The 12,343-nt window shown below is 68.8% G+C and carries 15 protein-coding genes; 6 read left to right on the top strand and 9 right to left on the bottom strand.

The genetic code is table 11. The features are described from left to right. Window positions 1-53 precede the first annotated feature (53 nt). Genes NVU01S_RS17545 through dapB form a run of 3 tightly spaced genes read right to left on the bottom strand, consistent with a single transcriptional unit; the run spans window position 54 to window position 1,817 of the window. Window positions 54-509: a flavodoxin family protein gene (locus tag NVU01S_RS17545; RefSeq protein ID WP_043666971.1), complete on the bottom strand. Its 456-nt coding sequence runs from the start codon at window positions 507-509 to the stop codon at window positions 54-56. Between the two features lie 26 nt (window positions 510-535). Then, complete coding sequence (locus NVU01S_RS17540; protein ID WP_052280361.1) at window positions 536-1,039, bottom strand: hypothetical protein; 504 nt, start codon at window positions 1,037-1,039, stop codon at window positions 536-538. Between the two features lie 31 nt (window positions 1,040-1,070). Further along, complete coding sequence (gene dapB / locus NVU01S_RS17535; protein WP_043667319.1) at window positions 1,071-1,817, bottom strand: 4-hydroxy-tetrahydrodipicolinate reductase; 747 nt, start codon at window positions 1,815-1,817, stop codon at window positions 1,071-1,073. A 133-nt stretch (window positions 1,818-1,950) separates the two neighbouring features. Here dapB and NVU01S_RS17530 point away from each other — a divergent pair, with 133 nt between their 5' ends. Continuing rightward, on the top strand, window positions 1,951-2,772 hold the full coding sequence (locus NVU01S_RS17530; protein ID WP_052280362.1) for an alpha/beta fold hydrolase: 822 nt from the start codon (window positions 1,951-1,953) through the stop codon (window positions 2,770-2,772). On the opposite strand, the gene NVU01S_RS17525 is transcribed toward NVU01S_RS17530, so the two are convergent. Genes NVU01S_RS17525 through NVU01S_RS17515 form a run of 3 tightly spaced genes read right to left on the bottom strand, consistent with a single transcriptional unit; the run spans window position 2,773 to window position 3,942 of the window. Beyond that, the gene (locus tag NVU01S_RS17525) at window positions 2,773-3,198 is read right to left on the bottom strand and encodes a type II toxin-antitoxin system VapC family toxin (protein ID WP_043666974.1); all 426 of its coding nucleotides are present in this window, start codon (window positions 3,196-3,198) and stop codon (window positions 2,773-2,775) included. Further along, on the bottom strand, window positions 3,195-3,470 hold the full coding sequence (locus NVU01S_RS17520; RefSeq protein ID WP_014986871.1) for a type II toxin-antitoxin system Phd/YefM family antitoxin: 276 nt from the start codon (window positions 3,468-3,470) through the stop codon (window positions 3,195-3,197). The genes NVU01S_RS17525 and NVU01S_RS17520 overlap by 4 nt, the downstream gene beginning before the upstream one ends. Before the next feature lie 34 nt (window positions 3,471-3,504). Then, the gene (locus tag NVU01S_RS17515; protein ID WP_043666977.1) at window positions 3,505-3,942 is read right to left on the bottom strand and encodes a winged helix DNA-binding protein; all 438 of its coding nucleotides are present in this window, start codon (window positions 3,940-3,942) and stop codon (window positions 3,505-3,507) included. 84 nt (window positions 3,943-4,026) lie between these two features. On the opposite strand from NVU01S_RS17515, the gene NVU01S_RS17510 reads away from it, so the two are divergent. Further along, the gene (locus NVU01S_RS17510; protein WP_043666979.1) at window positions 4,027-4,455 is read left to right on the top strand and encodes a MarR family winged helix-turn-helix transcriptional regulator; all 429 of its coding nucleotides are present in this window, start codon (window positions 4,027-4,029) and stop codon (window positions 4,453-4,455) included. A gap of 46 nt (window positions 4,456-4,501) precedes the next feature. Here the strand turns inward: NVU01S_RS17510 and NVU01S_RS17505 are convergent, their stop codons facing one another. Both NVU01S_RS17505 and NVU01S_RS17500 read right to left on the bottom strand, forming a co-directional pair. Continuing rightward, window positions 4,502-5,614, bottom strand: a complete 1,113-nt coding sequence (locus NVU01S_RS17505; protein ID WP_043666981.1) for an alcohol dehydrogenase catalytic domain-containing protein — start codon at window positions 5,612-5,614, stop codon at window positions 4,502-4,504. A 51-nt stretch (window positions 5,615-5,665) separates the two neighbouring features. Further along, window positions 5,666-6,973, bottom strand: a complete 1,308-nt coding sequence (locus NVU01S_RS17500) for a DUF418 domain-containing protein (RefSeq protein ID WP_043666983.1) — start codon at window positions 6,971-6,973, stop codon at window positions 5,666-5,668. A gap of 203 nt (window positions 6,974-7,176) precedes the next feature. Between NVU01S_RS17500 and NVU01S_RS17495 the strand changes: the two genes are divergently transcribed. The 4 genes from NVU01S_RS17495 (at window position 7,177) to NVU01S_RS17480 (ending at window position 10,856) form a co-directional block, all read left to right on the top strand. Beyond that, the gene (locus tag NVU01S_RS17495) at window positions 7,177-7,824 is read left to right on the top strand and encodes a response regulator (protein ID WP_043666984.1); all 648 of its coding nucleotides are present in this window, start codon (window positions 7,177-7,179) and stop codon (window positions 7,822-7,824) included. Further along, window positions 7,821-8,903 carry a sensor histidine kinase gene (locus NVU01S_RS17490; RefSeq protein WP_043666987.1) on the top strand — a complete coding sequence of 361 codons (1,083 nt, stop codon included), beginning with the start codon at window positions 7,821-7,823 and terminating at the stop codon, window positions 8,901-8,903. The genes NVU01S_RS17495 and NVU01S_RS17490 overlap by 4 nt, the downstream gene beginning before the upstream one ends. Before the next feature lie 230 nt (window positions 8,904-9,133). Next, the gene (locus NVU01S_RS17485; RefSeq protein ID WP_043667325.1) at window positions 9,134-9,529 is read left to right on the top strand and encodes a VOC family protein; all 396 of its coding nucleotides are present in this window, start codon (window positions 9,134-9,136) and stop codon (window positions 9,527-9,529) included. 196 nt (window positions 9,530-9,725) lie between these two features. Then, complete coding sequence (locus tag NVU01S_RS17480; protein ID WP_156161489.1) at window positions 9,726-10,856, top strand: SGNH/GDSL hydrolase family protein; 1,131 nt, start codon at window positions 9,726-9,728, stop codon at window positions 10,854-10,856. 3 nt (window positions 10,857-10,859) lie between these two features. Here NVU01S_RS17480 and NVU01S_RS17475 read toward each other — a convergent pair whose 3' ends face one another. Beyond that, window positions 10,860-12,263 carry a pentapeptide repeat-containing protein gene (locus NVU01S_RS17475; RefSeq protein ID WP_244467162.1) on the bottom strand — a complete coding sequence of 468 codons (1,404 nt, stop codon included), beginning with the start codon at window positions 12,261-12,263 and terminating at the stop codon, window positions 10,860-10,862. Between the last annotated feature and the right edge of the window lie 80 nt (window positions 12,264-12,343).

Below are 12,343 nucleotides of genomic sequence, written 5' to 3'. Positions count from 1 at the left end.
CGTCGACTACCGGCAGGTATTGTCATCGCCAGCTACTTCGGAGAAAAAATCTGTCATACGTCCATAAGCTGGGCGGCAATGGTCGCACCCAGTTCCCAGCACCGCTGGAGGTCGTCCTTTCCCGGTGGCCCAGAGACGATTACGGGTGCGGCAGCAAGCGTCCAGCCGAGTCCGGTGGTGATACTCGTCACGCCGCGTTCGGCGCCTTCGGTGCCTTCGTTGCCGTGCAGATAGAAACCGAACGGCCTGCCGCCGGTGGAATCCAGGCACGGATAATAGAACGTGTCGAAGGCGTGTTTCAGTGCGCCCGACATATATCCGAGGTTCGCCGGACTGCCGAGCAGATAGCCGTCCGCCGCGAGTACATCCGAAGCGGTCACCCCCAATGCGGCCCGGCGCACCACCTCGACCCCTTCGATCTCCGGGTCGGTCGCGCCCGACACCACCGCCTCGAACATCGCCTGCATGTGCGGGGAAGGTGTGTGATGAACGATCAGCAACTGCGGCACCCGACGAGCCTATCCGCGTCCGGGGGCTATGCCCGCTGTTCGCGTTCGAGTCGTTCCAGCGCGACGGCGCGGCGCATGGTGTCGCGGGCCCGCCCGCGGTCTCCCGCGTAGTCGTAGGCGCGGGCCAGCCGATACGACACCCGCCAGTTGTCGGGATCGGCTTCCCATTCCGCTTTGACCTGGTTGAACAGCTCGTCGGCGGCGGCGCGTTCGATCCGGCCGGAGGGCCGGCGCGGCAGCTCGCTGATGTCGAGTTCCCGGCCCTCGTCGTGCATGCGCCGGGCCAGGTGCTGGTGGGCCAGCGCGGCCCGCACGGTCGCGGTGACGATCCAGACCCCGACCAGCGGCAGGATCAGCACGCCGACCCCGATGAGGATCGCGGCGATCTCGCCGGAGGCGATGAGGCTGAACGCGATTCGGCCGAGCAGCACGAAATAGAAGACGAGGACGACGACCAGGACCGCGAGGAACGCGACGACCTTGACCACGTCGCGGTTCTGCTTGTCGCCCTCGGCGGCCGCGGCGTTCACCGGGACACCGCCGCGCCCAGCGCGTGCGTATTCACAGGTCGAGGAAGGGGTCGAGGCCGACGGTCAGTCCGGGACGACCGGCGATCTCCCGGACCCCGAGCAGCACGCCCGGCGCGAAGGACGAGCGGTCGATGGAGTCGTGCCGGATGGTGAGGGTCTCGCCCTGGGTGCCGAACAGCACCTCCTGGTGGGCGACGAGTCCGGCGAGGCGCACCGAGTGCACCCGCACGCCGTCGACGTCGGCGCCGCGCGCGCCGTCGAGCTCGGTGCTGGTGGCGTCGGGACTGCGGCCCACGCCCGCCTTGTCGCGGGCCGCGGCGATCAACCCGGCGGTGCGGTAGGCGGTGCCGGACGGCGCGTCGGCCTTGTTCGGGTGATGCAACTCGATCACCTCGACGGAGTCGAAGAACCGCGCGGCCTGTTCGGCGAAGCGCATGGACAGCACGGCGCCGATGGCGAAGTTCGGGGCGATCAGCACGCCGGTCTCGGGCCGGTCGGCGAGCCAGCCGCGCACCTCGTCGAGCCGGGCCGCGTCGAAGCCGGTGGTGCCGACCACCGCGTGGATGCCGTTGCCCACCAGGAACTTCAGATTGTCCATCACCACGTCGGGGTGCGTGAAGTCGACGACCACCTGCGTGTTCGCCGCGGTGAAGGTGTCGAGCGCGTCGTCCTTGTCGACGGCCGCGACCAGCTCCAGGTCGTCGGCCGCTGCCACGGCCGCACAGATGGCCTGTCCGACTTTGCCGCGCGCTCCCAGCACTCCGACCCGAATGGTCACCACATCTCCTCAGTCCTCGTTGTCGGTGTCAGCCTATCGACCTGGTCGCCGCGTCGGTTCGCTGACCTCTGTGATTTACATTGCTACATGCGCATAATTGCGCCTGTCCGTTTTCTGCCCTACGGTCACCAGGGTGACTTCGATTCAGGCCCGGGCAGCAGCATTTCTCGACGCACACGACAGCCGGAAGTCGACTGTCGGACACCATGATTGGCACTATTACGCGGGCGGTGCGGGCGATCCGGTACTGCTGCTCACCGGCGGTGCCGGGATCGGTATCGGCTGGCTGGATGTGGCGCTCGCGCTGACGCCACGGTTCCGGACGATCGCGCCCGACTATCCGTCGAGTATCTCCTCGTGCGCCGAGCTGGTCGACGGATTGGTGGCGGTGCTCGACGCGGAGGGCATCGAGCGGGCGCATGTGGTGGGACAGTCCGCGGGTGGCATGTACGCCGAGCTGCTGTCGCGCCGGGTTCCGGAGCGCGTCCGATCACTGACGTTCTCGAGCACGGGTTTGTACGGCTCCGAGGATGTGGACCGGCTGCGGGCGCGGATCGAGGTCACGTTGGCGACGCCGTGGCCGGAAACCCGCGAGGCGATCCAGACCGCGTTGCGCGCCACCTGGAAGGATTCCGACGAGGCCGAGTTCTGGATCGATCAGGTGCTGCGCGCGTCCGATGTGCACGGCAGTGTCGGCTCCGCGAATTCGTATGGGCTGCTCCTGGAACTCGCCGAGCAGGTCGACGATCTCCTGCGCGGCCCTGCCTGGTCGGGGCCGACGCTGATCTTCCGTGCGGACGACGATCCGCTGATCACCACCACCCACACCGATCGCCTACGCGAGCTACATCCGGGCTCCGAATACCGCACGTTCGCCGAGGGCGGCCACTCCCTGGCGATCAGCCGCACCGCCGACTACATCGCCTTGGTGACCGAGTTCCTCAGCCGCACTTGACTATTCACCCCATGGGCAGACCAGCGGAACGCCGGTCGGCTCGAAATGCTTCACATTACGAGTGACAACCGTGAAGCCGTGCGACTCCGCAGTTGCCGCGATCAACACATCCGCCGATTCAACGGACGTCCCACCTTGCTCGAGCCTGGCCGCCAGGCGTCCCCAGGCTTGGGCCACCACCGCATCGACCGGCAAGATGCGCCGCCCGAAGCGGGTGAGCAACGACTCCGTCAACCACTCCACCAGCCGCTGCCGCTTGGGCGAATCCGGTAGCTTTTCGATGCCCTTCCGAATCTCCCCCAGGGTGATGACGCTGAGGTGGAGCCGGTCCTCATCCGCTGTGTGCAACCAACGGATGAGGCCCGGATCCGGTTGCGGCTTCATCCATTCCGACACGGCACAGGTGTCGAGAACGTAGTTTTTCACAGGTCGATGTCGCGCAGTTCCGACCGGATACGTTCGATCTCTAGACCGGAATTACGCAGCGGCGAATCGGCGAAGAACTCCGCGAGACTGCCCTTCCGGCTTGTCTTCTGGTCCCATTCGTCGATGGGCACGACTACCGCGACTTCACGTCCGTGCTTGCTGATCACTTGCGGCCCCTCCCGCTCTACGGTGTCGATCAACTCGGACAGTCGAGCCTTCGCGTCGGCGAGCGGCCACACGATGTCCGGGCGCTGCGGCCGCTTCCGAGTCATCCGATCCCCGTTTCGACTATTATGACTACTCTGGTCAATCCAAGGCTACGCGCCGCTCGGGCGCAGCGCCAGACATATTGGCGGCCATCTTCTGCAGCACCCACAGCGTGTCGGCGAACTGCTCGTCGCTGACCCCCTCGGTCATCGCGCGGCGTCGCGCCCGGATCCGAATCCAGGCCTGCGCGTGCATGTTTCGTCCCGCATCGGTCAGCGCAAGCGTGCCCGCCTCGGCGACGACCGAGCCGTCCGCCACCAGGGCCGCGACCTCCTCGTCCCACGCCGCTTCGTCGGCCAGGAACGCGTCGAGCGCGGCCCGCACCTCCGCCGCCGGCTGCGGCCCGTCGGCCAGCGAATGCAGGATCTGCCAGTGCCTGCGACTCAATCCGCCCGCGGCGAGGTCCTCGTCGAATCGCTCGTTGATCAGGCGATCGAGTTCGACGAGCCAGCACCCGATCCGGCGCTGTACAGCCATGACTCCTCCAAGCATGCATAAGTGCAACTGCATGTAAGATTACATGCAAATCCGAGTGACGAAAGAGCGGACGAGGGAGCAGCGATGACAGAGCAGGACGAGGTCACCGCGGCCGTGGCGGCGGCGATGGTCCGGATCCGGCGCAGGCAGACCCGGGGCGCGCTCGGTCGCGACTCCCCCATCCCCGTCGCCGTGTTCCGGGCGCTGGACGCGGTCGCCGCCGACCCGAGTCGCACGGTGACCATGCTGGCCGCCGCGTTGGGCGTCGATCAACCGCGCGCGAGCCGCCTTGTCGCACAGGCGGTTTCCCTCGGACTACTGGAACGGACCGCCGATCAGCGAGACGGTCGCCGCTCGGTCCTGCGGCTCACCGCCGACGGCGACCGCGCCATCGCCGTCGCCGAGGCGGGCAGGCGGTCGGCGATGGCCGCGGCCATGGCCGACTGGACCGCCGCCGAGCGCGCCGAATTCGCTCGCCTGCTGAGCCGTTTCGTGGACGCGCTGGAGGGCTGACAACGCCGGGCGCACCCGGAACTCGAGGTCCGGCGCAGTGCTGCGCTCAGTCGAAGACGATCACCTGGCGCAGCGCGTGGCCCGCGGCCAATTCGTCCATGGCACGGTTGATCTCGTCGAGCCCGATATGCGCGGAGACCAGCCGCTCGACCGGTAGCCTGCCCGCGCGCCACATGTCGACGTAGGCCGGGATGTCGCGGGCGGGCACGGCGGAGCCGAGGTAGCTGCCGACGATCGACCGACCCTGCGCGACCAGGGCGAGCGGCGAGATGGTGGCGCGCGCGTCGGGCGCGGGCAGCCCGACGGTGACCGTGGTACCGCCGGGAGCCGTTGCGGCGACCGCGGTTTCGAAGGCGCGGATATTGCCCGCGGCCTCCACGACGATCTCCGCCTGCACGCCGAGTTCGGCCACCTGCCCCGGGGTGTACGCCGCGGTGGCACCCAATTCCGTGGCCAGGCTCAGCTTTTCCGGCACCGTGTCGACGGCGATCACCTCGTGCCCGGCGGCCGCGAGCGATACCGCGACGAGCACCGCGGCCATGCCGACACCGCCGAGCCCGACCACCATGATCCGGTCGCCGGGCCCCGGCTTCGCCGAATTGAGCAGCGCGCCACCGCCGGTCAGCACCGCACAGCCGAGCACGGCGGCCACCTCGGGCGGCACGTCGTCGGCCACGGGAACCACCGATCGGCGATCCACCACGGCGTGCGTGGCGAAGGCGGACACGCCCAGATGGTGGTGTACCTCCGCACCGTCGCGGTGCAGCCGCCGGCCACCGCCGAGCAGTTCGCCCGCGTTGTTGGCGACGCTGCCGGGCACGCACGGCGTGCGCCCGTCGGTCGCGCAGCCCGCGCACTCGCCGCACCGCGGCAGGAAGGTCATCACCACGCGCTGTCCGAGCGCGAGGTCGCTCTCCCCCGGTCCGATCGCCTCGACCCGGCCTGCCGCCTCGTGCCCGAGCAACATGGGCACCGGGCGCACCCGGTTGCCGTCCACCACGGACAGGTCCGAATGGCACAGCCCGGCCGCCTCGATCCGAACCAGCAGCTCACCCGGACCGGGCGCGCCGAGTTCCAGCTCACTCACCCGGATCGGCGTCGATTCGGCAAACGGCACGGGCGCCGCGATCTGCTCCAGGACCGCCCCACGAATCTTCATTCCGCCGACGCTACCGCCCGCACTGTCCCTGGCACAGACCCCGTCGGACGATCACCGGACCCGCCCGGCCACGGCGGTGGCCCGGTGCAGCAACCATTCGAGCGGGCCGCGGGCGAAGAAGCGGGTCCAGCAGTAGGCGAACATCAGGATGATCGCGCTGAGGCCGAGCAGCACCGGAAGACTGTCCGCGGGGAGCGTGTCGATGCCGAGGATCGCCACGGCGACGATATGGAACACATACGCGGTCAACGACATGGTGCCGACCGCGATCAGCGGCGCGCTCACCCGGCGGAACCAGCCGGACCGAGCACACGCCAGCACACCGGCGATCAGGACCGCGATGGCCACACCGGTGTTCGCGACGATCGACAGCGTCGTCTCGCTGTGCGGCACCGCGACCAGTTGCTCCCGCCAGCCGGGCTGTTCCTCGGCCAGATCGGACCACCACGGCGCATCCATCAGCCCGGCCGACGGCACCGTACCGGGTACCACCCGCAACGCCACCGCGGAGCCGCCGTAACCCAGTACCGCGAGCGCGATCCCGACCGCCAGCACCCGGAGCCGAATCACCCTGTCGGACAGGTCTAGTCGCGCCACCGCCATGCCCGCGAGCACGAACGGCAGCCAGGTCAGCGCCGGATAGCTGCCGGTGAACAGCAGGCCGATCAGCCCGCCGGGGCTGCCGACCGCGTCGCCGCGACCGCTGGCCCACGCGAGCGGATCGTGGCCGTCGACGGCGTCGAACCAGCCGGGCGGTGCATCGGTCACCAGGAACCAGATCTGCGGCAACACGAGCGCGCTCAGCGCGGCGAGCACCGCCAGCGTCATGGCGCGCAGCCGCGACAGCGGCAGCGCCAGCACGAAATACAACCCGTAGTAGGCCAGAATCACCTCGACCGGCGTGCCGAGCGCGGTCAGCCCGGTGCCGACCACCAGCAGGATGCCCGCCCGGATCAGGACTTTCACCACCGCCTGGCGGCCGTCGCGCCCGGTCTTGGGCACCCGCCGCCCGGTGATCAGCACGATCGAGAATCCGGCGAGGAACGCGAACAGCGCGGAGGACCGCCCGTGCGCCAGCTCCATGACGAACCCGACGACCCCGCCGTGGTCGGGTGTCGGCCCGAGGTGAGCCGCGAACATGCCGAGCACCGCGATCCCGCGAGCGAGATCGACCCCGATCAGCCGTCCGGCCGCACGGGCCGTCGCGCCGTCCGCGGGTTCGACCCGCGCCACCTCAGCCGGCGTCATCCCGGTCCACCCCCGCTGCACCGTCACCGCCGCGACCCCGTCCCGCCGACCACCTGCCGCACGCTCCGGTCCGGTCGCGACCGACGCGGCCGGAACACCATGGTGTGCCATGTTCTTCAGCCTCGGCGACGGACCGCGCGGCGGGTATCCGGCGCAGGTCCGGAGCCGGTCCGCCCGTCGGCCGCGCCGCTGCGCCGATCGGCTGGTCCACCCCCGCCGTCCGGCTGTCCGCCGGGGTCGTGCGCAGCCCGGTGAACAGGGCAGATCTAGGCTCGACAGGGAGCGGGCAACGACGGCGAAAAGGGTATGAGCGAATGATTCGGGTGGTGGTCGTCGACGACGAGGCGCTGGTGCGCTCCGGATTCGAGCTGATCCTGAACGCCGCGGCCGATATCGAGGTGGTGGCCACGGCGACCGGTTCGGAGGCGGTGGCGGCGGTCGAGCGGGAACGGCCCGACGTGGTGCTGCTCGATATCAGGATGCCCGACGTCGACGGGCTCGCGGTGCTGCGCCTGCTGCGCGCGCTGCCCGAGGCTCCCGTGGTGGCGATGCTGACCACCTTCGACACCGACGAATACATCCTTTCCGCATTGCGTTCGGGCGCAGCAGGTTTCGTGCTCAAGGATACCGAGCCGGAGCAACTCGCCCAACTGACGCGCACGCTCGCCGCCGGCGGTGTCGTGCTGTCGCCGAAGGCGTCCGCGGCGCTGTTGCGTAATGCCGAACCGGCCACCACCGCCGAGTTCGACGCCGAGGCCGCGCGCGTCGAGCGGCTGACCGAACGCGAACGCGCGGTGCTCGTCGAACTGGCCGCGGGACTGTCCAACGCCGAGATCGGGCAGCAGATCCATCTAAGCGTCGGCACGGTGAAAGACCATGTCAGCGCGATCTTCACCAAACTGCGCGTGAGCAGCCGGGTGCAAGCGGCGCTGCTCGCCCAGCGCGCCGGACTACTGCCGTGAACCGGATCAACCCCTGGCTGGTCGACCTCGCGCTGGTCGTCGTCGCCGCGGCCGACGTGTACGTCGACGGTGACGACGGCACCGTCAGCGCGCGCATCGCCGGCGGTATCGCGTGCGCGGGCCTGCTGCTGCGCAGACGCTTTCCACTGGTGGCCTTCCTGCTGACCTTGCCCGCGAGCCTGCTGCTCGCCGTGCTGGCCGCGCCCGCGATCGCCCTGTACACGCTGGCCGACCGCACCAGGAACCGCGCGCTGCTGACGTGCGCCGCGCTCGCCACCGCCGTCGCCGCGGCGTTTCCCTGGCCGGGCTCGGACGACTACCGCACGCCGGACACCCTCGTCTCGCTCGTCTATTCCCTGGCCTGGGCCGGCGCTCCGGTGCTGCTCGGCCAATTGATGCGGACCCGCCGCGAGTTGTCCACCCGGCTCTCCGAGATCGAGGCGGCCCGCGACCATGAACGCCTGCTGCACGCCCAAGCCGTGCTGGCCCGCGAACGCGCGCAGATCGGCCGGGAAATGCACGATGTCGTCGCGCACCAGGTGAGCCTGATCGCCGTGAGCGCGGGCGCATTACAGGTCGCGACCACCGACCCGGCCGCGGCCGAGACCGCGCGCACCATTCGCAGGCTCAGCGTGGACACCCTCGACGAGCTGCGCCACATGGTCACCCTGCTGCGCGCCGCGGGCGGCCAGGGCACCGAGCTGACCCCGCAGCCGACCCTGGCCGATCTGCGAAAGCTGCTCGACTCCAGCGGTATTCAGGTCGAATTCAGCGGTGATCTGCCGGCCGACCTCGGCGCGCCCGCGCAGCGCACGATCTATCGGACGGTGCAGGAAGCGCTGACCAACGTCCGCAAACACGCGCCCGGCGCGACCGCCGCGGTGCGGCTGTGGCACGGCGCCGACCATCTCGGCGTCACCGTCACCAATTCCCGGCCCACCCGGCCCGCGATGCGACTGCCCAGTTCCCGACACGGATTGGTGGGCCTCGGCGAACGGGCGGAACTGCTCGGCGGCAGCTTCACCGCCGGACCGTGCGCCGACGGCGGCTACCGCGCCGAATTGCGGCTGCCGCGCTGAGCGGTGCCCGCCGCGCCGAGCCACGTCCGCCGAGCCGAGCCACGTACGCCGCGCCGAGCTGCGTCTCCCGGGCCTGACCGCTGCCCCCAGAGCCGAAACATGGTCTGTGTCACGGGATGCTGGCGAAATCCGTCGGATGTTTGCTAGCGTCGTCGACCGTGACGGTGCTCCCGTTGGCCGCCTTGTACCGAGCCCGGGGTCGGGACCGTCACGACACAAGGAGCAATCCCCTGTCAGTACAGTTCAATCACACCATTGTCGGTTGCCGCGATAGCCGGGTGACCGCAGAATTCTGGGCAGACATCCTGGGTACCGAACTCGGCGCCGAATGGGGCCCGTTCATCCCGCTGCCGCTGGACAACGGAGTCACGTTCGATTTCGCGAATGTGCCACCGCACGTCACCGAGATATCACCCCAGCACTATGCCTTCTTGATCAGCGAGGCCGAATTCGACGCGGCCTACGCCAAGATCCGGCGTTACACACTGGAGCACTGGGCCGATCCCCGCCAACAGGGGGTCAACGAGATCAACCACAACGACGGTGGTCGCGGCGTCTACTTCCTGGACCCCAACGGCCACTTCCTGGAATTGATCACGGTGCCCTACGGCGGCTGGCCGAGCTAGCGGCGCGGGGCGGCGTCCGCACGGGCGCCGCCCCGGCCCGGGACACTATCCATTTTTATTCTTTTCTATCACTCCACTCGAATTCGACTGTCCCGGTTTGTTTTTCGAGTTCGGCGTGCCGCACCCGGCGACTGCGTATTCTCGTCATGTCCGGAAGGCCTTGCGCCTTTTTGTATTTGCGATATGCGAGTTTGCCATGCCAACTGCGGTGCAGAATTTGATCGTGCTCGGCGACAGTCTGTCGGACGTCGGTAACAAGCGCGAAGCGCCGACCGGTTTGTTCGCCCGTGCGCTGAAAGCGATGCGGACCAACGAGATCGGGCGTTTCAGCGACGGGAAGAACTGGACCGACTTCCTGGTCGAGTGGACCGGCGCGGACCCCTTGGTCCGCGGTGACAAGGACGCGACCGAAAGCGCGACCCTGCCGCACCGCAGCCTGACCACCCGCTCGATGCTGCTGAAGACGGACACGAACGCGAATCCGCCACTGTTCTATGCCAATTACGCCGAAGGCGGGGCGATCGCCGCCTCGGACTGGAAGCCCAAGGCCGGTGCGCTGGGTTATCTGAAGGACGAGATCGAGGCGTACCTGGCGGCGCGCCGGGCGATGGGCGCGAACTATCGCGGGCACACCCTGCACATCATCTGGATCGGCTTGAACGACATCGTCACCGCCGAACGCGGCGCGGGCCTGGTGATGGGCGAGCGGGAGGTCTACCGGGTCGGCTACTTCGAGTCGAACAAGGACGGCACCGGCATCACACCCATCATCGAGGAGATCAAGGGGCTGGTCGACCGCATCGCCAACGCCTCGGGCAACCGCGACCAGGAGCATTTCCTGCTCATCGATCTGCCGAGCCCGACCATCTCGATCCGCTTCCTCGATCAGATCGCCGACGGCAAGCGCAAGCAGGTGGACAAGTTCGAGGCGAACACGGTCCGCTTCAACGATCAGCTCGACTACATCGCCACGCACTGGCCCTCGACCGCCGAGGATCCCGGCCCCGGCGCGAAGAAGGACAACATCACGCTGGTCCGGATGAACGCGTGGATGAAGTTCGTCGCCGAGCACCAGGACGCGTTCGATCTGAAGGGTTTCGCTCAGGAGCACGGCGTTCCGGTGCACTATCTGGGGCAGCGCGACCCGGTCGAGCCGGTGTTCCGCCGCTTCCTCACCACCAGCGATCTGGCCCACCCCACCGAGGCGGTGTACCAGCTCATCGCGCGAAAGATCGCCGAAGACCTGCTCACCAAATACACCCTGGGCAAGCTGACCACGCAGACGTGGCCCGCGTTGCGCCCCTACCCTGCGGTCGTCCCCGAGTAGAGCTCACTCGTCGGGCGGCTCCGGCGGCCACGGATTCGGTTTCACGTTCTGCGGTTTGCGGGTCGGGATGTCGTCCCAGTCGAAATGGATCCCGACCCAGGCCTTGGGCCGATCGAAACGCACCTCGCCCGCGCTGAACCGCGCGCCCACGAAGGAGATGTCGCCGAAGAAGTCGCCCTCGGTGAAGTCCACCGAGCGGCCCGCGAACGTGGTGCCCGCGAAGGTGGTCGTGCCGTGGAATTCCGCGCGGCGGAAATCGGTCTCCCGGGTCCCCCGGTTGCGCATGCGCGCCGGGGCCCCGATCCGGGTCTCGTCGAAGGCGACCGTGCCCGCCTCGAAGTTGGTGCCCGCGAAGGTGATCCGGGCGCTCGTCAGTTCCGCCCCGGTGAACGCGAGGTGCTGACCATCGAGCGTGGCGCGGTCGAACGCGGTGACCTCCGCCTGGAACTTCGTGTCCTGGAACGAGGTTCGCGCCCCGGTGCAGCGCATTCCGGTGAAGCTGGTGCGCGGGCCGAAGAAGACCGCGTGCTCGAACGACACCGAACAGTCGAAGTCCGCGCCGTCGAACGTGGTGCCGTAACTCGCGCGCTCCCCTTTCTCGCCGCGGACCGAGCCGAACTGCGCCCGCTCGAACAGCACCGGCCCGTCCTGGAACCGCGCATCCCGGAACGTGACGTGCGGACCGGCGAAGACGGCGTGCTCGAACGTGGTGCGCCCGGTGAACAGCGCCCCGGCGAAGGAGGTGTGCCGTCCCGCGAACACGGCGTCGCGAAAGTCGGCTTGCTCGAGCACGGCGCGATTGAACGTGAACTCGCAGTGCGACCAGGAGATCTCGGCCGAGCGGCGCAGGTGATCGGCGATCACCTTGACGATCGTGCGGCGGACTTCGCGATCGTTCTGCCGGAACTGATAGACCCGCTCGACCTTCAGCCCGGATTCGTCCACCGTTTCCGCCTGCGACACAAGGTGGTTCGCCCCGGCGACCGGGTCGTAGGGCAGCCGCAGGTAACCGCACAGCACATCGACGCACTGCTGGCGCCGGCTCGGCGCGCGGAAGTCGTCGGCGACGCCGGCCATCGCGTAGACCCCGGCGATGCGGACCGCCACGTCGGCGTCCCCGAGCTGCCGCGCGGCGGCGCCGAACATGTCGGCGAAGCGGCCGCGCTCCAGGTCGCGCTGGCGCCGGTAGGCCACCGCCAGCGCGACGGCGCCGCCGACACCCGCCGCGACCGCCAGCGCGATCTTGGTGAGGTCCAGCCGGTTCGGCTGCTCGGCGGTGGCGCCGAAGCCCAGCCACAGCAACCACCAGGTGAGTGCCGCGATGGCGAGCCCGCCGACGACCGCCATCGACACCGCAAGCAGTAACGCCGCGCGGTGCAGTCGGTCGCCCAACCTCCCCCATCGCATTAGCGCATGGTAGCCGGATTGCCGCCTGCCGACTACCGGACAAGATCGGCTAGCACAGTGCCCCAACTCATTCCAGCATG

The sequence above is a fragment of the Nocardia vulneris genome (genome assembly GCF_001613425.1).
Classification (GTDB): domain Bacteria; phylum Actinomycetota; class Actinomycetes; order Mycobacteriales; family Mycobacteriaceae; genus Nocardia; species Nocardia vulneris.
The sequence above is the reverse complement of the archived record's forward strand: the minus strand, read 5'-3'. Positions and strand labels throughout refer to the sequence as shown.

Coding starts and splice junctions, on each gene's coding strand:
- NVU01S_RS17505 (WP_043666981.1), bottom strand. CDS start 5,614: ATGAAGATTCGTGGGGCGGTCCTGGAGCAGATCGCGGCGCCCGTGCCG.
- NVU01S_RS17515 (WP_043666977.1), bottom strand. CDS start 3,942: ATGGCTGTACAGCGCCGGATCGGGTGCTGGCTCGTCGAACTCGATCGC.
- NVU01S_RS17510 (WP_043666979.1), top strand. CDS start 4,027: ATGACAGAGCAGGACGAGGTCACCGCGGCCGTGGCGGCGGCGATGGTC.
- NVU01S_RS17475 (WP_244467162.1), bottom strand. CDS start 12,263: ATGCGATGGGGGAGGTTGGGCGACCGACTGCACCGCGCGGCGTTACTG.
- NVU01S_RS17495 (WP_043666984.1), top strand. CDS start 7,177: ATGATTCGGGTGGTGGTCGTCGACGACGAGGCGCTGGTGCGCTCCGGA.
- NVU01S_RS17520 (WP_014986871.1), bottom strand. CDS start 3,470: ATGACTCGGAAGCGGCCGCAGCGCCCGGACATCGTGTGGCCGCTCGCC.
- NVU01S_RS17500 (WP_043666983.1), bottom strand. CDS start 6,973: ATGGCACACCATGGTGTTCCGGCCGCGTCGGTCGCGACCGGACCGGAG.
- NVU01S_RS17480 (WP_156161489.1), top strand. CDS start 9,726: ATGCCAACTGCGGTGCAGAATTTGATCGTGCTCGGCGACAGTCTGTCG.